General features: G+C 31.0%; 18 protein-coding genes. 1 reads left to right on the top strand and 17 read right to left on the bottom strand.

Features of this window, described 5'->3' with window-relative positions; all coding sequences use genetic code 11:
* The 17 genes from ABZC13_RS09520 to ABZC13_RS09440 are packed head-to-tail and all read right to left on the bottom strand — an operon-like array spanning position 1 to position 17,989.
* Positions 1 to 1,119 carry a glycosyltransferase gene (locus tag ABZC13_RS09520; protein ID WP_373002796.1) on the bottom strand — a complete coding sequence of 373 codons (1,119 nt, stop codon included), beginning with the start codon at positions 1,117 to 1,119 and terminating at the stop codon, positions 1 to 3.
* Positions 1,116 to 1,961, bottom strand: coding sequence for a class I SAM-dependent methyltransferase (locus ABZC13_RS09515; RefSeq protein ID WP_373002794.1), 846 nt, complete (start codon positions 1,959 to 1,961; stop codon positions 1,116 to 1,118). Before ABZC13_RS09515 ends, ABZC13_RS09520 begins: the two co-directional genes overlap by 4 nt.
* Positions 1,961 to 3,427, bottom strand: coding sequence for a radical SAM protein (locus ABZC13_RS09510; protein WP_373002792.1), 1,467 nt, complete (start codon positions 3,425 to 3,427; stop codon positions 1,961 to 1,963). The genes ABZC13_RS09515 and ABZC13_RS09510 overlap by 1 nt, the downstream gene beginning before the upstream one ends.
* The gene (locus ABZC13_RS09505; RefSeq protein WP_373002790.1) at positions 3,421 to 4,341 is read right to left on the bottom strand and encodes a transketolase family protein; all 921 of its coding nucleotides are present in this window, start codon (positions 4,339 to 4,341) and stop codon (positions 3,421 to 3,423) included. Before ABZC13_RS09505 ends, ABZC13_RS09510 begins: the two co-directional genes overlap by 7 nt.
* Positions 4,331 to 5,158: a transketolase gene (locus tag ABZC13_RS09500; RefSeq protein ID WP_373002788.1), complete on the bottom strand. Its 828-nt coding sequence runs from the start codon at positions 5,156 to 5,158 to the stop codon at positions 4,331 to 4,333. Before ABZC13_RS09500 ends, ABZC13_RS09505 begins: the two co-directional genes overlap by 11 nt.
* Positions 5,151 to 6,092 (bottom strand): GDP-L-fucose synthase family protein, encoded by a 942-nt coding sequence (locus tag ABZC13_RS09495; RefSeq protein ID WP_373002786.1) that lies wholly within the window; start codon positions 6,090 to 6,092, stop codon positions 5,151 to 5,153. Before ABZC13_RS09495 ends, ABZC13_RS09500 begins: the two co-directional genes overlap by 8 nt.
* On the bottom strand, positions 6,085 to 7,023 hold the full coding sequence (locus ABZC13_RS09490) for an NAD-dependent epimerase/dehydratase family protein (protein ID WP_373002818.1): 939 nt from the start codon (positions 7,021 to 7,023) through the stop codon (positions 6,085 to 6,087). Before ABZC13_RS09490 ends, ABZC13_RS09495 begins: the two co-directional genes overlap by 8 nt.
* Positions 7,020 to 8,180 (bottom strand): DegT/DnrJ/EryC1/StrS family aminotransferase, encoded by a 1,161-nt coding sequence (locus tag ABZC13_RS09485; protein WP_373002784.1) that lies wholly within the window; start codon positions 8,178 to 8,180, stop codon positions 7,020 to 7,022. The genes ABZC13_RS09490 and ABZC13_RS09485 overlap by 4 nt, the downstream gene beginning before the upstream one ends.
* 3 nt (positions 8,181 to 8,183) lie before the next feature.
* Positions 8,184 to 9,179 carry a kinase gene (locus tag ABZC13_RS09480; protein WP_373002782.1) on the bottom strand — a complete coding sequence of 332 codons (996 nt, stop codon included), beginning with the start codon at positions 9,177 to 9,179 and terminating at the stop codon, positions 8,184 to 8,186.
* Positions 9,176 to 9,871 (bottom strand): nucleotidyltransferase family protein, encoded by a 696-nt coding sequence (locus ABZC13_RS09475; protein WP_373002780.1) that lies wholly within the window; start codon positions 9,869 to 9,871, stop codon positions 9,176 to 9,178. The genes ABZC13_RS09480 and ABZC13_RS09475 overlap by 4 nt, the downstream gene beginning before the upstream one ends.
* Entirely contained in the window at positions 9,871 to 12,006 is a 2,136-nt protein-coding gene (locus ABZC13_RS09470) for a hypothetical protein (RefSeq protein ID WP_373002778.1), read from the bottom strand. Before ABZC13_RS09470 ends, ABZC13_RS09475 begins: the two co-directional genes overlap by 1 nt.
* The gene (locus tag ABZC13_RS09465) at positions 12,003 to 12,698 is read right to left on the bottom strand and encodes a cytidylyltransferase domain-containing protein (RefSeq protein WP_373002776.1); all 696 of its coding nucleotides are present in this window, start codon (positions 12,696 to 12,698) and stop codon (positions 12,003 to 12,005) included. The genes ABZC13_RS09470 and ABZC13_RS09465 overlap by 4 nt, the downstream gene beginning before the upstream one ends.
* Positions 12,699 to 12,701: 3 nt before the next feature.
* On the bottom strand, positions 12,702 to 13,784 hold the full coding sequence (locus ABZC13_RS09460; RefSeq protein WP_373002774.1) for a nucleotidyltransferase family protein: 1,083 nt from the start codon (positions 13,782 to 13,784) through the stop codon (positions 12,702 to 12,704).
* Positions 13,771 to 14,622, bottom strand: coding sequence for an NAD-dependent epimerase/dehydratase family protein (locus tag ABZC13_RS09455; protein ID WP_373002772.1), 852 nt, complete (start codon positions 14,620 to 14,622; stop codon positions 13,771 to 13,773). Before ABZC13_RS09455 ends, ABZC13_RS09460 begins: the two co-directional genes overlap by 14 nt.
* Complete coding sequence (gene neuC / locus ABZC13_RS09450; protein ID WP_373002770.1) at positions 14,615 to 15,748, bottom strand: UDP-N-acetylglucosamine 2-epimerase; 1,134 nt, start codon at positions 15,746 to 15,748, stop codon at positions 14,615 to 14,617. Before neuC ends, ABZC13_RS09455 begins: the two co-directional genes overlap by 8 nt.
* Before the next feature lie 17 nt (positions 15,749 to 15,765).
* Positions 15,766 to 16,956 (bottom strand): UDP-N-acetylglucosamine 4,6-dehydratase, encoded by a 1,191-nt coding sequence (locus ABZC13_RS09445; RefSeq protein ID WP_373002816.1) that lies wholly within the window; start codon positions 16,954 to 16,956, stop codon positions 15,766 to 15,768.
* Entirely contained in the window at positions 16,949 to 17,989 is a 1,041-nt protein-coding gene (locus tag ABZC13_RS09440; RefSeq protein ID WP_373002768.1) for an N-acetylneuraminate synthase family protein, read from the bottom strand. Before ABZC13_RS09440 ends, ABZC13_RS09445 begins: the two co-directional genes overlap by 8 nt.
* A gap of 147 nt (positions 17,990 to 18,136) precedes the next feature.
* Between ABZC13_RS09440 and fliD the strand changes: the two genes are divergently transcribed.
* Entirely contained in the window at positions 18,137 to 19,513 is a 1,377-nt protein-coding gene (gene fliD / locus ABZC13_RS09435; protein ID WP_373002766.1) for a flagellar filament capping protein FliD, read from the top strand.
* Positions 19,514 to 19,526: the final 13 nt, after the last annotated feature.

The raw sequence follows: 19,526 nt of genomic DNA, 5'->3' as shown, positions 1-19,526 counted from the left end.
TTATTTCCTAAATATGGATGAAATATGTTTAAACATTAATTTAAAATGTTTATTTTTAAATGCATCATAAGCTTTTTTTATAAAAAAAGATTTGAGTCTTCGTTTGTATAAATCGGATAAATAAATAGTATCTATAGGCTTATGAAGGGTTTTAGAAGTATTTAAAATTGATTCTAGCTCATTTGTAACATTTGCTATATATTTATCAGTTTGATATTCATTTAAAGCACGATCATATGCTTTGTTGGCGATGTTTTCACGTAAAGAGTCATCATCTAAATAGATTTTTATTTTTTCTAGTAGTTCTTCTTTTGAATTGAATGTATCAATTTCCTCACCTACCTTAAATAATTTATGAACTGGTGGAGCATCTTCACATAAGCAAAATGTTTTACACATCGCTAGTTCTATTGGTCTACCTTTATTTTGTTTGTTTCTTGCGATAAGTGGATCATTTTTATCTATCCAGTCAAAATTATACGGCTTAGTAAAATTTAGTGAAATTTTAGAACGTGAAAATACATTTATCATTTCATCAAAAGTTAAAAATCCATTTTTTGTACCGCCTCCGAAAGTCTCTACAGATAAGCCTGCTTCTTCTAGATACTCTAAGTATGAAGCTCTGTCCCCTGTTTCAACTAAACCTACAAAACTAATATCTATATTCTTATGAGTTGATGATGGATAATAATCTTTTACTGGATAGCTTCCAAAGTATAAAATTGAAGGTATGCCAATTTGTTCATAGTAATAACGTCCAAAATAGTCTGTGGTTATTACTGCATCAGCTGTTTGTGCTTGATACTTTGTATGTGAATGAAGGAGTATCTCATCATCAAAAAGCCAGAATACTATAGCTGTATTTTTTCGAAGTTCATTTAAAAAGTCTGGATGTAGTTCAAGTTTGTGTTCATACAAAAATACAAATGTAATATCAACATCTTTATCATGTACTATTTCATTTATTTTAAGCTCCATAGCCTTTAGACCATAGTCTCTTAATGTGTCAGCATAGTTAAATTTTACTACGTGTTTATACTCTTTCTTTAATGATTCATAGTGAAAAAGAATATATGGCTGATCTGTATGGTAAAGAAAAAGTATATTTTTATTAATCATATTAAATGACTTGGGATAATTTCATTTGTGTTATCTAGTGAAATATTTTCCCATTTTCCATCAACTAGTTGTACAGCCCAAAATCCTTTAAAAGAAGAGATGTCATGTCGAAATTCTTCATAAACAGCTAAAGTTACTCCCGGGTGATAGTTTATTTTTTTATTTGGATCAACAATAACATCCATATTTTTTGATTTTAGTAATAACTCGGTATTCACCTCGGAGTATTGTAGTTCTAAATCATCACCACAGAGAATAGCTCCATCTTTTAATAGTGGTATAACAGAACTTAAATCTTTTTTTACTGCATTATATGCGTGATTAGCATCAATAAAAATAACATCGAAAGATTTCTCTTTTAAAGTTTTCACCATGTCTTCTGTTTTACCACGTAAAATTGATACCATTTCCACATAACCTGATGTTATAATGTTATGTAAAAAAAGAGAGTATATTTTATTTTTTTTTGTAGCATTTTTCATTGTTTTATGAGTCCATAATTGATTATTATTATCTAAATAATCTTCCCATGGATCTATACAATATATCTTACTAGTTTTTGATTTTTTACTTAATGCTTCAGCCCAAGTTATTACGCTTCCTCCCGCCCATGAGCCAATTTCAAGTAACTTGATATCATTTTTACTGCAATAGTTATGTATTAGTTCCTGCATATAAAAATGGCGTACATTTTTCCCTTGTAGAGAAGCAAGATGAGAGCCGAAATAAGGTTTTTTAATTATTTTATGAAAAAGATAGTTTAAATATGAAAAACTATTTCCACTTAAATCATCGAGATAGCTAGAGAGACCTATCCGTTTTATTTTTTGTAATATTGACACTAAGATAATCCTTTTAGTATTTTTCTTTTTAATCTAGTTTTTGTAATTTCTTGCATGTGTTTTTTAACATCTGGTCCAAATTTTTCTTGTAACATATTTAAATACGTTGGGTTTTCATAATACTCATGAAAAGAATTGTCTCTAAATGCAAGGATCTCTTTTGCAGTTACAGTTTTTGATGCTAGAGGCTGAATATCGTAAGAGTGTTGAGAGTATCCTGTCCACACTTCTGGTAATTTCCATTCTTCATTTAAAGCGATATTGTAAAGTTGTGATCCAGGATATGCCATTGCACAATAAAAATTTGCAAATTCACAGTTTAACTCCTTTGCCATATCTAATGTCTCCTGCATAGACTCTCTAGTATCATCAGGAAGTCCAAATATATAGTTCCCTATAACTCTAATTCCATTGTCTTGTATTTTCGTTACAATCTCTTTTATATCGTCCACTTTCATCTTTTTAGAAGCGCCATTCTTTACTTCAGCAGAAGCTGATTCTATCCCTAATGCTAACCAGTTGAATCCTGCTTCTTTCATTTTAGATAGAGTATTTTCATGGATAGTATCAACTCTTGCGTAAGCCCAAATATTTAAGTCTAAATCTTTTTCTATAAGTAAATCAACTATTTTCATATAGTGTCTTTCATCAAGAACAAACATCTCATCAATGATTTTAATATTTTTTACACCATGCTTCTTACTTAAAAGTTCTATCTCTTCTACTACAAGTTCAGGTGTTCTATATCTTATGGTATTAGTACCAAAAGGTGCATTAATACAACAGAATGTACATTTGTATGGACACCCAAGAGATGTATAAATTGCGCCATAAGGCATACGATTTTCTATATCATCAAAGCAATGCCAATTATGAGCTCTATATTTTTCCATAGGTAATAGATCCCAAGCTGCTATTGGTAAATATTTATTCAAATCATCTATTAGTTTTGCTTTAGGATTATTTTTTATCCCATTGTCTTTTTTATACCAAAGTCCACTGACTTTTGATAAGTCATTATCACTTTTTAAACACTCTATCAATTCTTTTAAAGGAATTTGTTCTTCACCTTCTATGATAAAGTCGGCATTTTCTTCTTCTAAAGTTCTTTTAGGAAGTGCTGAGGGATGCAATCCTCCCATGACGACTTTAGAATTGGTAAGTTCTTTAACTGCTGTAACTATGCGACCAGATATAGTCATATTTTGAGTACTTGCTGATGGTTGGTTTCCATAAACAATAAGTGCAACTAAAAGAGGGTTTAACTCTTTTACTTTTTCTGCTGCTTCTTCTGGAGAAATATTTTCAGCATTTGCGTCAATGATTGCTACATTAAAACCTTCATTTCTGAGAAAACTTGCATATGAAGCTATTTGAAATGGTGGTTCTATTGCTGTTAAATCTTTTCCTAAGTCTTGAAAAACTGCTTTTCTGTCACCTGGATTTATAAATAATATATCTAACACTGTAAGACTTTTTTTATTTCAAAAATAATGTCATCAACACCCAGTCCATTTTCTTTATGAACAAACTCTCTACTTCCAATCTCAAAGGTATATTTTTTTTCAAATCCAAGGTTAACTATTTTTTTATCTTTAAAGTTGAAGTTTATCTCTGCATCTAAACCACCACTATTTTTAAATGCTTCTTCAATAGTTATAATAGTATCGATATCTCTTAGAGATTCTTCTAGTTTACTCTTATTATAATTGTTAATAAAGTATAAATCGATAAGTGCAATATCAAAATCTTTTACTATCTCTTTAGCTTTTTGGCTCATATATCCAGTAGAAATAATAGCTATTTTTTTGCCCTTTTGTAAAACTCTAAATCCATTATCGAAGTTTTCAATTGTTTCTTCTAAGGCAATCATTGGCTTAGCATCAAATCTTATATACTTTGGTTTTTTAATGCTTAATGTTCTATCTACATAAGACTCAGCAATCATATAGTCACTGGGAGAAAACACTTCCATATTTGGCAAAGTTTTCATTATAGATAAATCTTCTAAGCAGTGATGAGTAGGTCCACTCATCGCATAACTAACTCCTGCTCCAACTCCAATAAGATTAATATTCATTTCTCTCACATGAGACAAGACAGATATATTTACCCTTATTTGTTCATAGCATCTCATTGTTATAAATGGTGCAATAGCATAAGCATATACAGTGAAGCCCTCTAAAGCTAAACCAGTAGTTACATTAATAAGATTTTGTTCAGCTATACCTACGTTTATAAATCGATCAGGATAATCCTCTCTTATCTTATCCAAGACAGGAGCACCAAAATCAGCTGTAACAAAAAATATGCTTTTATCATTTTTCATCTTCTCATATAAAGAAGTTAAAAAAGTATCCCTCATAGCTTTAATCTGCATTTTGAATCTCTTCTATTAAGGCATCAATATCTTCTGATTTAACTGATAGTATATGACTTAAAGAGTGTGTTTCTAAAAATGGCACACCTTTTCCTTTTATAGTATTTACAATTACAACTTTTGGTTTAGTGTCTCTGTCTTGAATAGCTTCTTTTAATGTAGTAGAAATTTCTTCTACATCGTGTCCATCTATTATTTCATAAACTTTCCAGTTAAATGCTTTAAACTTATCATTGAGTGAGCTCATATTAATGATATTTTTACTAAAGTCAAGCATAGATACCTTATTATAATCGACTATTAAAGTAAGATTATCAAGTTTATGTTGAGGGGCGAACATAATAGCTTCCCAGTTTGAACCTTCATTGAGTTCACCATCACCAGTAAGAACTACAACATTTTGTTTGTTTTGTTTTGTTTTGAGTGCAACTGCCATTCCACACCCTACACCAAGTCCATGACCTAAAGATCCATTTACTGTTTCATATCCAGGAATAATTGGATCAGGAATACCACCTAAAAATGAACCATTCTTACATACATTGCTTAATTCATTTTTATCAAAAAAACCGACATCTGCAAGTAAAGGATACATAGAGATAGAACCATGTCCCTTAGAGATAATAAACCTGTCTCTACTATCATCTCTTGGATCTTTTGGATTGAAATTTAATATATCTCCATAATATAAAGATACAAAAATTTCAATAGGAGATAAGGATGAAGCTACTCTTGTTTCAGGTGCCAATTTATGTATTTTAAGAGTTTCACATCTTATAAATTTTGATTTGTCTTTAAGCAGTTGTTTTTTACTCATAATTGTCCTTATACCATCGGTAAGTTGACCTTAATCCATCTTCAAATTTAATTTTTGGTTTCCAACCAAGTGCTAAAAACTTACTACTGTCTAAGAGTTTTTTCATAGTACCATCTGGTTTCTCTATATCCCATTCTATTTTACCCTTATAACCAACTATTTTAGAAATAGCTTCAGATAATTCTTTGATAGAATAATCAGTTCCAGAACCTAAATTATAATGCCTATTTTCTAGTTTGTGCACATTTTGCATTAAAAATACTGAAGCATTTGCTACATCTTCACTATGTATAAACTCTCTTCTTGGCTTTCCACTGCCCCAAAGAGTTAAGCTATCTTGATTTTGTTCTTTTGCAATATCTATTTTTTTTATAAGAGCTGAGAGTACATGAGAATTTTCTAAATCAAAGTTGTCATTTGGTCCATAGATAGAGTTCGGTATAACACAAATAAATCTATCTGTGTTATATTGAGTATTATATGATTTACATCCAATAATTCCAGCAATTTTTGCTGCTGCATAACCCATACTAGTTTCTTCTAAAGCGCCACTAAGCCAGTATTCTTCTTTCATTGGTTGTTTACAAACTTTTGGATAAGTGCAAGATGAGCCATAAAAAATAATATTTTCTACATCATATTTATTTGCCATTTCAAATATGTTATCTTGAATCAATAAATTTTCATGTAAATATGAAGCTGGACTAGCTTTATTTCCAATTATTCCACCAACTTTACCTGCACATAAAAATATAAAGTTGATTTTATTTTTTTTAAAAAAATCCTCAACCTTTGATTTGTCAGTTAATTCTAATTCTGCATGTGACTTAGTAATAATATTTTTATATTCATATTTTTTAAGTACTTTTATTAAAGCACTACCAAGTAAACCAGTATGTCCGGCCACATATATTTTAGAATTTTGATTAAACATTAGCAAACTTACTATTATTTATTATTGTATAACCTTTTAAAAGCTCTTTTATACCCATATCGAGGCTAAACTTTGGTTTAAAGCCAGTAGCTTCTATCTTGTCATTTGAAACTATATAATTTCTCTGGTCAGGATCTTGTCCAATTTCAGCTTCCATAATTGTAAAGTTTGGAACTTGTTTTTTAATAATTTCACAAAGCTCAAGTTTAGAAAGGTTAGCATCTGATAAACCTACATTGTAAGCTTCACCTTTCATAGTATCAAAATTATCTATTCCATGGATAAAAGCATTTGCAACATCACGAATGTGAATATAATTTCTTTTAAAATGACCTTCAAATATTACAATAAAACCATCATTTACAGCTCTATACGTAAAATCGTTAACGAGTAAGTCTAGTCTCATTCTTGAACTCATACCAAATACTGTTGCAAGTCTAAAACTTATAGAGTTCTCTCTCTCTAGTATTATTTTCTCTGCATCTACTTTAGTTTGTCCATAAGTAGATATAGGGTTAAGAGGTGTCTCTTCTGTACAATAGATTCCATCTTGTCCAACACCATATCCACTATTGGTAATTGGCATTAAAACACGTTGTTCTTTTGAAAGAACATCTGATAATGTTTGAATAGCATCTTTATTAGTTGTAACAGTCCCTATCATGTCACGATTACATAATGGAGCCCCAACAAGTGCAGCTAATGGGATAACTATATCTTTATCTTTTGTTAATGATTTTAAAAGTTTTTTATCTCTAGAATCACCTTTCACTACATTGAAATTATCCATATGACATACATCAGAAAGTGAATTTTGACTAAACATAAATGTATCTAGAACAGTGACCTTATGACCCAGCTTTAATAACTCTGGAACCATAACAGAACCTAAATAACCTGCACCACCTGTTACTAATATATTTGCCATTATAATTCCTTTAGTGTATTGTATAAATAGTCTATCTCTTTAGTTAAATCTGTAGGTGCATTACCAACAAAGAAACCGTTATTATGTGCATAACTTGCATTTTTATCACTAACTACTTCATAATCAAAGTAGCGAATAACATCATGCTCTAAAAAGTTTCCACCTGTAATAATTCTAAACTCAATATTTGAATCTTGTAATTTTTTAAAAAGAGATTTTTTTTGAATATTTGCTTTAGGATGTAGTATCAGTGTAAAACTAAACCAAGAACTTTTGCCAACTTCTTTTTGAATAATAAATCTTTTGTCGTCTTTGAATTTAGATTGAAAGTATAAAGCATTTTTTCTTCTTTGTTTTATCATAGATGGAAGTTTTTTTATTTGTTGCAAACCCAATGCACCTTGTAATTCCCCTGGACGAACATTGTAACCAGGTAAAATAAATCGATATGCTTCAAAAAAATCATCATCTTTCTTTTGATAAATTTCACTATCACTATCCTGATCTCTTGTCCAGCCATGATTTCTAAGAGATTTACATAGTGAGTAAATCTCTTTGTCATCGGTTAAAATTAGACCACCTTCCATCGTAGACATATGATGAGAAAAAAATGTAGAAAATGTATTGAGTAAACCAGATGTACCAGTAAACTTTCCATTATATTCAGCACCCATGCTCTCACAATTATCATCAAAAAGTATAATATTGTTTTTTTTGCAAAGTTCTTCAATCTCATCAAAATAACATGGGTTTCCCAAAACAGAAACTGTAACAATCATTTTAGTATTTTCAGTAATAGATGCTTTGAGTTGCTTGATGTCATAATTAAGTGTTTCAAGCTCTATATCTACAAACTTTAATTTAAGGCCATATTGTTGTAGAGGGTAGAAAGTAGTAGCCCATGAGATGCATGGAACTATTACTTCATCACCTTTTTTTAGTGGAGATTCTTGTTTATAAAAAAGTGATGCTAAGGCTACGAGATTTGCGGAAGAGCCTGAGTTAACCATTACAGCATATTTCTTTCCAAAAAATATTGCAAATTCTGATTCAAACTCTTTAACATTTTTGCCCATACTAAATATATCACTATCAATAACCTTGTACATAGCATCTTTTTCTTCTTGTCCAAATGTAGAGTAGGCTAGTTTATAGTTCATTATTTATCCTGCATAGTTTGGTTCGTTTATGATAATTTTAGAACCTTCATACTCAAATTTAAATGGAATATGAAGATAATCTTTTAAAGCATCTTTGACTTCTTGTTGAAATAGCTTTTCTACATAAAAAACTAAAAAACCACCTCCACCAGCTCCTAAAAGTTTACCGCCAATAGCACCGGCTTCCATCGCTCGTTGATATATTTCTTCTATTGTTGAATTAGTAATTTTAGTTGAAAGACTTTTTTTGAGTTTCCACGTATCATTTAAAAGCTCCCCAAACTGCTTTAAATCACATTCGGAATTTAAAATATTGCAAGCATCATCAACAAGTGATTTCATACTATGTAGGTTAGTAGTATTTTGCTCTGTTTTTTCAATCTGTTCAGCTACTATTTCGGAAGCTGTTCTAGATAAACCACTGAAAAATAGCATTAAATTATCTTCTAATAATTCTGAACGCTCTGTTGCAATATTTAAATTAGAGACTTTGATTTTACCATCTTTATTAAAATTTATTATATTAAAACCACCATGTGAAGCAAATACTTGATCTTGTGACCCAACTCTTTCATTTATAAGATTTTGTTCAATGTGTATAGCTTCATACATAAGTTCATCTTTAGATTTCTTCTGATTATAAAGTGCGTATAAAGAATTTAGAAGACCTACTGTAAAAGATGAACTTGATCCCATACCGCTTCTTGCCGGTATATCACCATCATGATGAATGGATAAGCCTTCTTTAACATCTAAAAATTTAAGAACTTCTCTAACAGATGGATGCACTATCTCAGAAATAGATTTACAGTTTTCTTGCTTAGAATATACAATACGGTGTTTATAGTCAAAAAATTGAGGTAGTTTTCTGATGTTTAGATAAGAGTATTTATTGATGGCAACCCCAAGTGTTTTTCCACCATGCTTTAAGTAATAGTTTGGATAATCTGTTCCACCACCAAAAAAAGAGATTCTATACGGTGTTCGTGATACTATCAAAATAACTCCTTAAAATCTATTTCTGCTTTTTTGTAGTCTTCGGGTATGCCGATGTCGATAAAATATCGATCAAAAGTATTATGAATAAATGAAATATTATTTACATTGTTTTGTAAAAAGTATTCAAATGAGAAACTATTTTGAGTTTGCATATTCAATAAGTCTCTATTGATTATATATACACCAGCATTTATTAAGCCATCCGCACATTGTTTTTTTTCTTCAAGTTTTATAACTTTATCATTATCTGTTATTAGTTGCCCGTAACGATTAAAAGATTTCATACGTTTACTTGCAACACTTATATCGGCATTAAGGGATATATGTTTTGTAAATAAAGTATTAATATCACATTGAAAAAAAGTATCCCCATTGCATATACATATATGTTTGTCTTTAGTATATTTTAGAGCTTTTTTTATTGCTCCACCCGTTTGAAGAGCTTTATCTTCTATGCTATATGTTATATCTATATTTTTATATTTGTTATTATACAGCTGTTGAATCTTTTCATGCATATATCCTACTGCTAAAACTACATGTGTAATATTTTGTTGATTTAAAGAGTCCAATAAATATGTCAAAAAAGGAATTCCATTAATTGGAGCAAGAGGTTTTGGAACATCATGGATAACAGGTTGCAGACGGGTGCCTAAACCACCAGCAAGTACTATAGCTTCTTGAATTTTCATTAAATTCCTAAACTGTGAACAAAGTTAGATTTTTGGTTGAAAAATATCTTTTCCATGTATCTTAGGTTGCATTGACCTATTTCTTCACGGTAACCCACATCTTCAATTAGTATACTAGCTATATCTATATATTCTGTAGTAGTATTTACAAATGGGCATTTTTCAATATTTGAATATATTTCTTCACATTCACTTTTAATTTGCTCAATTGATGGCTTTAATGATACAACTGGTTTCGCTTTTGCGATAAACTCTGCAACAGCCTCTCCTTGTTCATAAGGAAAAGTATTTAAAAGTATATCAATAACATGACCATACAAGTGTGCATCAATGTGACCAGTGAAAATAAAACGATCCATTGGAGCATTTAGTTCTATAAGGATAGATTTTATTTTTGTATTATCCCCTGTGCCACATGCTAAAAATACACTATCTTCATATTTGCATAACAAGGTATTAATACATTCTAGGTAGTTTCTACTCTGCATTTTAGTTAAACGACCAATACTACCTAGAATAGTAGTGGCATTTGAATATAAAGAGTGAGTTTCTTTAACTTTATTTGAATCTACAAATGGATTTAAGCTTTCCAACGTCCTTGGTATGATAAAACTATGAAAATCATATGGAGAATCCAAATATTGATAATGGGATATTCTCCTGTCAATATTTTTTATATCATACATATGATTCCCATGACTCCAATATATTTGCTTTGCCGCTGTTCTAGTTGTAAACAAAAAATTATATTCAGGGCGGGAGTGCATACCTATTAGTATGTCGACTTTATCTTTTATGATCTTTCGTCTAATTTTTAAACTTTTTTGAATAATGGAATAAAACTCATCATTAGTCCCTACACTCTCTTTATGCAGGTCAATATATTGAACTCCAAGAGCTTTTAACTCCTCAATAGTTTTGCTGTTTGAACCACCAAATTCTTTAAAGTTAAGGTCGTATATAATGAATTCATATTTTGAAGATGGATTCTCAGAAATAGATTTTATAAGACTGTAAAACACTTTGTATATAGAGTAGTTTATTATCCTTTCTTGTAAGAAAGCAATTTTTATTTTTTTATTTTTATCAATTACGTTGTTGTTTTGCTTTAGCTTGTATTTTGGTACTAAAATATCTGATATAAAATTTTCCAGAGGTTTCTCTATTGTATTGTTGAAAAACTTCAACTCTTCTTGTGTCTGTGATACACCATTGTATGACATAGCTAGCGGAGTGTATAAATAAAATACAAGTTCATCCATTTTCTTTTCAATAGCTGATAAAAAAACTTTACTTAAAGTGTAGAAAATCTCTTTATATGACTCTCCTCTACCATAATACATTCCTGTTAAATAATAGAGTTTAAATATTGCATGTTTTTGTTTTAGTATATCTTTGTCCCAAAACTCATGGTTAAAAAGGCTTGTACTCAAAGATGTAATATACTCTTTGAGCTTTTCCTCAGGGTAAAGAATTTTTATTATTGCAAAATCTTTGATTAGTTGTTCTAGATTTGAAAAAGAGGCTAGATAATCAAAATATCTTTTATCATCAGAAATATTGTTTAAAAGTGAGAGTACATGTATTATATGAAAATTATAAAAATTATTATTAAAATCTTTTGAGTTTTCACTTAGCTCTTTTACTATTTTTATGGTTTCTTGTGAGAGTGAAATATTTTTAGATTTTGTATAAACGGTTGCCTCAAGAAGTTTATACACAACTTCAAATGGAACCTCTGAGTATATTAAATTGTTTATTTTAATATACTCAAGAATTGTATATATTGACTTATCTACATTCTCAGAGGAGAATTCTTCTAATAATACTTTATTAAGATATCTCTCTCTTTTCTCTTTAACTGTAGAAAGAGCATTTGTCAAGTTCTTAATAATTTGATTTATTATCTCATCAGAAAAATCCATATTATCAAAATTTAGTTCTTCAGGGTAAGCATGTGAAGATGTACAAAAATAGTTTATAAAATCATCTATAGGAACATTTATACACTTGTCAGGCTCATTAGGTAGCTTTTGACCATCATAAAAAAATATCTGATTTTTGTCTTTAGTGTTTTGCGAAGCATATAAAGCACTTTGAGAGTCAAATACGTATACATTTTGTGTGTAGATCATATATTTTCTCCATCTAATTGTTTTTTGGCTTCATTCAAATCGGATAAGCTGTCAATATCTATACTTCTTCTTTTTGACATCTCATAGAAGATTGTTTTGTCTGTGAATAGTTTTTTAGTTTTTGAAAACTCTGAAACTTTAATAATATATATTGCCCCATTACTCATATAAACGGGAGGCAGGCTTTGTCTTGGCATAAATGGAAAATCGTTGTTAGAGATGCCTTCTATATATCCGTTTTTATTTTCTTTAAATGTTTTTAGGATTTTACTATCCTCTTTATATACGCTAATAAGAGCATTTGCATCTGTTTTAAATAAATTTGAAAAGGCCTTATCTATATCATTTTGATCTCTTATAGGCGATGTTGGTTGAAGTAGGATTAAGTAATCATAAATTTCATTTTCATTTTCTAATAAATCAATTGTATGTTTTATCACATCTTCACTAGGTGTTGAATCTAGTGCCAAATTGTCTGGTCGTCTTATTGTTGAAGCACCATACTGTTTGGCTATATCTAGTATATTGTCAGCATCTGAACTCACTATTGTTTTTGTTATGAATTTTGATTTTGTACTTGCTTCTATGCTCCACGCAATTAATGGTTTTGAATTTAAGTTGATTATATTTTTATCTTTTATTCCTTTAGAACCTGCCCTTGCTGGAATAATAGCTAATATCTTCTCCTCCATATATTACCTTTGCTTAATGTCGTTATCATTAATATTTTCTTCAAAAATGTCTATATATTCTATATTTGCTTTTTTATATTCTTCAATTTCACCAATATCTAGCCAATACTCTCTAATAGGGAAAGAGATGCTTTTGTTTTTATGTTTAATGATTTCATCAAAAAGAATTGGCATGTCTAAAAACTCTTTCTCCGGTATATATTTTAGTACACTGTTGTTTAAAATATATATTCCCGCATTGACAAAAAACTTGTGTAATGGTTTTTCACTTATTTCTGTTATATTATTATTATCAATAGTTACAACCCCATAAGGTATCTGAAAATCATACTCCTTTACACACATCGTGGCATCAGCTTTTTCATTGATATGGTAATTTAGAAGATGCTCATAATTGATATTTGTTAATAAATCCCCATTCATTACAAAGAAATTATTTGTTAATTTTTCTTTCATCAGAGATAGAGCACCGGCTGTACCCATTCTCTTATCTTCCATAATGTATTCTATACTTACCCCAAAACGTTTTCCATCACCAAAATACTCTTTAATCATCTCTGATTTATAGTTAACGCTTAAAATAAAGTCTTTAAATCCGTATTTAGAAAAATTCTCTATAATAGTTTCAAGAATTGGTTTATTGCCAACTTTTAATAATGGTTTTGGCATATTATCAGTAAGTGGCTTAAGCCTTGTTCCCAGACCTCCTGCCATAAGTACAACTTTGTTGTCATATTTTTTAAGCGTAATTAAGTCATTGACCTCTTCTATGCCAAGTAAAATAAAGTTCTTATCAACAATCGGGATAATATATATATTATTATGCTTGGCAAGCTGAATGAGCTTCTCTTTTGAATCACCAACTGCCGCATAGATAAAATTTTTAAATATTAACTTTTCGATAGAATCATCAATTGTCGCACCTGTTAAAAATGCTCTTCTTAAATCTCCATCTGAAATAGTACCAATCAGCTTATTATCCTCTTTTACGACTAAGGCAATCCTCATCTTACCATTATCTATAATTCTAAGAGCATCTTTTATAGTGGAGTTCTTACCTAGTATAAGTTTTTTAAAAGATTTCATTTTTTAAGTCCTTAATATACTCCAGTACATCGACATTTAAAGCTTTTTTTGTAATATTATGAATTTTAAAATCATCTATCTTATCTATATTTTCTATAGCCGAGTCTTTTGAATATTCTACATAATATTTATACTCTAGAATATCTTCAAACATATGTACTAACTCTTTTATACTTAAACATTCATTGCCAATAATATTATAAGTACCATTAAGATTTTTACTGATTATTTGATTAATTGTTGACGATAAATCTTCTATATGTAAATAGTAGCGTTTTAAACTGCCATCATTATTAAAATGCACATTAGGCGTGTTATTTAAATAACTTTTTGTCAGATAACTAATGATTCCCTTTTCCTGGTGTTTTCCAAATAGGTTAGAGACCCTCAAAATAGAGTAGTTTTCTAAACTGCCTCTAACTAGATACTCTGAGAAATATTTGAAGCTCCCATAAGGAGTTTGCGGGTTTATAGGACTCTCTTCATTGACATATTCAGCTTCACCGTAAACTGCTACAGATGAGATATGTATTAGTCTTTTATCATGTTTTTTTACAGCTTTTACAATATTGCTTATACCATCTGTATTTAGTAAAAGAGAGAGGTTTATGGGGTTTGTTATTTGACCTGTACAGTTTATAATAGTTTCATACTTCTGTATTATAGAATCAAGTGAGTTATACTCTAGTATATCAACACTATAAACATCTATATTTGGCTCCGTATAGTGTATTGGATTTCTACATAGCACACCTATAGTGTGATTTTTATCTTTGAAGAAATCTACTAAAGTACGACCAAGTAATCCACTTGCTCCTAAAATTAGGATGCTACTCATAAAACCTCTTTTGAACTATGCCTTCAAGTGAGACAGTTTTTAAGATCTTTACTATCGCTTTTGCAGATTCACCTTCTCCGTATGGATTATGTGTATGTTTAGCCTTTTCTCTTGTATCAGCATCAAAAAGTGCTTTTTCTATACCTGCTTTGATATCTGCTTTATCGTAAGATACGTCTATAACATTATCTGCTCTTTCTCTGTCTTGTTGTCTTGTACCTATATTTACAGCAGGTATGCCGAATGTAGAAGATTCATGAATCCCTGAGCTAGAGTTTCCTACTATAGCCCAGATATTTCTATATACATTTATAAACTCTTCAGTGGAGAGACTAGGGTACCAGCTAAGTCCAGAGTTTTTAATCTCATCTATAATATCTGAAGATCCTGCATCATTGTTTGGAAGAGCTACAAGAGCTTGAACACCTAAATCTTTAATAACTTCTATAGTATTTAAAATCTGTCTTTTTGATTCAGAACTCTCAGTTGTAACCGGATGCTGGATAAGTAAAATTGTTGGTTTTGAGAAGTCAACATTAAACTTTTTCTCTAGTATACTTTTGTCTATGATAGGAGTTTGCATGATTGTGTCAATTGATGGACAACCTACATTAAAAACATAGTCCGAGTTTTCACCTAGCCTTATCAGTCTTTGTCTAGCATCTTCAGTTGCGGGAAAGTGAATATGAGCAAATTTACTCATGGCGTGTCTGATGCTCTCATCAATACTTCCAGTTACTTCACCACCTTGTATGTGGGCTACAGGTATATTCATATGAGCCGCTGCTATAGTTGTTGCAAGGTTGGCACCTATATCGAAGCCTGTAAGGACTAAGTCAGGTTTGACTTTTTCAAGTTCATCAGTCATAGAACTCATAATTTTGCTTAGTGCTTTAACCATTGAAGCATTTGTATTCCTCGTGTTTGGTTCAAACATCTCAAGCTGTGCGTTTATCTTAAAGCCATCTTCTTTGATGTAATCAATATCACTACCATGAATATCAAGAAGACATATACCGGTAACTACTAAATGAACATCAAAGAAAGGATCTTTGTACAACTCTTTTAGTATAGGTCTCATTCTAGAGTAGTCTGCTCGTCTTTCAACAAGTGTTAATATTTTCATTTTACAGTTTTCCTTTTTTACATCTTTGAATCAAGATATTTACCCGTTTCTTTATGAGTGAAATCAGGGATTAGTTTGAAGAACTCTTTTTTTATATTTTCTTTTGACCAAATCAGTTTTTGTTTAAACTCTTTTATCTTTTGAGTAAAATTATTTAGTTTTACTTCATCATAAATAGGGTCATTTTTGATGATTCCTAAGTTGTTAAACTTTTGCATATCAAGAGTTTCATTCTCTGTATAGAACTCTTCAAAGTCTTTTTCACCTGTTGTGTCACTAGATGTAAATAGACATGGCCATTTCCCTTGCTCAGGAAGAGTCTTGATTAACTCTCTGGCTTCATCTTCGCTTTTACAAATATATGGCGTATAGCCAAAGTCTTCAAGATACTTTACTGCGATATCTGCAAAAGAGATGAGATGCAGATCTTCACTGAGTTTTGGAAAAAATATATCACGGTTTTGACCAAAGATGCAAGACATAAGACATAGCTCACCGCTCTCTTTGGGAGTTACAAAATAACGTTTTATATCGTTTGGAGCGACTATTGGCTGTCTCTTCTCTATACGTTTATTAAAGCCATGCAGAAGTGAACCGTCTGAAAATGCAACATTTGCAAATCTTGCAGTAGATATTTTGATGTACTTGCTTCTGCGCATTAAAAACATCTCCATAATTCTTTTACTCGCACCCATCATATTTACAGGATTTGCAGCTTTATCTGTTGATACACAAAAGTACTTTTTAGTTCGTTTTTGTATAGATTGGGCTAGTGTTTTGTCAGTGTTAAAAATATTTACATCTATCATTCGCATAAGTGTGTATTGGTCTTCTTCACTTCTCACATGTTTAAGCGCAGATAGGTTTAAAACATAATCATATTTGCCATCAGAATTTATAAATGCATCGTATTCTACACTTCCAATATCAAGAGCAAAAGTTTTAAAATCACCATTTATATAACCAAGAGAGCTTCGTATATCACGAACTAGTTCGACTATATTGTTTTCACTAATGTCTACTACATGGAGTTTTTTAGGGTCTCTTTTAAATATCTCTTTTACTACCGCTTGACCAATAGATCCAGCTCCACCGATTACTAAAAAAGATGAACTTGATACTGTGGATGTGAGTTTTTCTTCATGAGATGAGATGTCTGATATAAAAAGCTCTTTTTCTCTTCCAATCAGACTGAGAATATTACTCATCAATATCGCTCCATGATAGATGTTCGTCATTTTCCAGATCCTTTAATGATACTTTTCCAAGTACATCATCATAATATTGGGCTTGTATTTCTCCGGTTCCAGGTCTTTTTACCCAGATGTTTTCCTTTGTAAAGAGTTCACCTTTTTTTACAGGCTTAATTGTAACAACTGTAGCAAAAGCAAAGTCTATTGTAACTTGCTCTTCTGCAGCAGCTTCTTTTTTACCACCGCGCATCTTTACTATTTCAGCACTGCCCTCTATTAATTCACTTAAAGCTTTTGGATCCATGGAATTTATAATATCTGGACCGATTCTACTCATGTTGTCTGTAAAGTGTCTTTCCAAGATGCAGGCACCAAGTGCTGTGGCACTAAAGCATGCAAGATTTGAAGTAGTATGATCTGAAAGTCCTATTATCGCTTCTGGAAACTCTATCATGAGTTCTTGCATAGCGCCAAGTCTTACAAGGTGAGATGGAGTAGGGTAAAGGTTAGTTGTATGAAGAAGAGCATAAGGCACTCTATATTTCTCTAAAATCTCAACAGTTTTTCTTACGGATGCTATATCATTCATCCCAGTGCTGACAATCATAGGCTTGCCAAAAGAAGCAATATGCTCTATAAGCGGGTAGTTGTTACACTCTCCTGAACCTATTTTATAGGCTTTTACGCCCATTTTTTCTAATCTGTCAGCTGCTGCTCTTGAAAAAGGAGTGCTGATAAATATCATACCTTTTGATTCAACATACTCTTTTAGTTTTATCTCATCTTCTTCATTTAAAGCGCACTGCTCCATAATGTCATATATAGAAATATCTGCATTTCCAGGGATGACTTTTTTTGCTTCTTTGCTCATCTCATCTTCAACTACATGAGTTTGATGCTTTATTATTTCAGCACCTGAAGCATGGGCTGCATCAACTAGCTTAAATGCTTCATTTAAATCTCCATTATGATTTATTCCGATTTCGACGATGATGAGTGGTTTAGTCTCTTTGCTAACCTCTCTGCCTTGTATTATCAGTTTATTCATTTTTATACTTTATAACAGATTTTTCTATTCAATTATTGAGCAATAATAATACCAAATATATTGTGATTAAAGATATTTATTATATGGTCGATTTACAGTCAATAGATATTATAATAATGAAAGATTATTTAAAGGAAAGGATTTGTTATGGGTATTAGTTCACTAGGAGCTGGTTCAAGTATATTAACTCAAGATGTTATTGATCAACTTAGAGCTGCGGATAATGCTAAGTATGTTACTCCTATTAGTAGCAAGCTTACTGTTGAAAATAAAAAACAGGATGACTTGGAAGTTATAGATTCGTATATGACAAATCTAATAGATAGTATTAATGAACTAAATAGCAGTAGTTTGTATGACGAAAGAGGGGCTGAAATAACTGGGACATCAGTAGCTGTAACAGCGGCTGCAGGTAGTGATATACAAGATTTCAGTCTAAATGTTACAACTTTAGCTACAAAACAAATAGAGCAGTCTGGTTCATTTGCTAGCGAGGATGCTTTAGTGTCTGGTGGCGCAGGACAAATAAATTTAAATATTGATGGTCAAGATTTTGCAATAGATTATACAGATACGACTACACTTAAAGAGTTAAAAGCCTTGATAAATGATGTCGCCGGAGATAAAGTAGATGCAACAGTTGTCCAAATCGGTGCTACTGATTTTAGACTATTTATAAGCTCCGCTGATACGGGTACAACACAAAATATTACGATCACAGATGTAACTGGTACAATAGACTCAAAGTTAAGTACTGATTTTGATGCAGCTGCCATTCAGAGTGGTGTCAATGCAGCTTTTACATTTAATGGGTTACCTATATCTCGTACAAGTAATACTGTAGATGATTTACTTAGTGGAGTAAGTATCACTTTAAAAGAAGTTGGTACATCTCAAGTGAATATATCTCAAGACCGCGAAACAATAATGGCAAAATTTGATAGTTTTGTAGAAAAATACAATGAATCTGTATCTGGCATTAAAAAGATGGTATTGTCAAGTGTAGATAGTGAAACTAGAGGTTCATTCTCTTCTGAAAGTACTATAAAAAATATGTTGTCTACTATTGAGGATATGGTACAAAGTATAGGCGGCGGTGTTGGTTCGTTAATTGATTATGGTTTTGATGTAGATAAAGAAGGGGTTATGACACTTGATAAAGATGTTTTAACTACAAAAATGGATGAAAATTCTGCAAATGTAGAAGCTTTTTTTGCCGGAGGAACTTTTGATAATGGAGATGGTACAACTACAGAGTTAGATGGTGCATTTAATGAATATGCAACCAAAATAGAGGAATATACAAAATATGATGCTACATTAGATCAATTAAAAAGCTCTATTACAGACTCTATTAGTTCTCTTGAAGATAAAAAAACATTGGCAAATGAGAGACTGGAATCTAAATATGAAATCATGGCAAGAAGATTTGCTGCTTATGATTTGATAATAAGTAAACTAAACTCAGCATCATCAATGTTTGCTCAGATAGCAAATGCTCAAACAGCAGCACAAAATAGCTAAATTTGTAGGAAAA

Source organism: Sulfurimonas sp. (genome assembly GCF_041563035.1).
GTDB lineage: Bacteria > Campylobacterota > Campylobacteria > Campylobacterales > Sulfurimonadaceae > Sulfurimonas.
The sequence above is the reverse complement of the archived record's forward strand: the minus strand, read 5'-3'. Positions and strand labels throughout refer to the sequence as shown.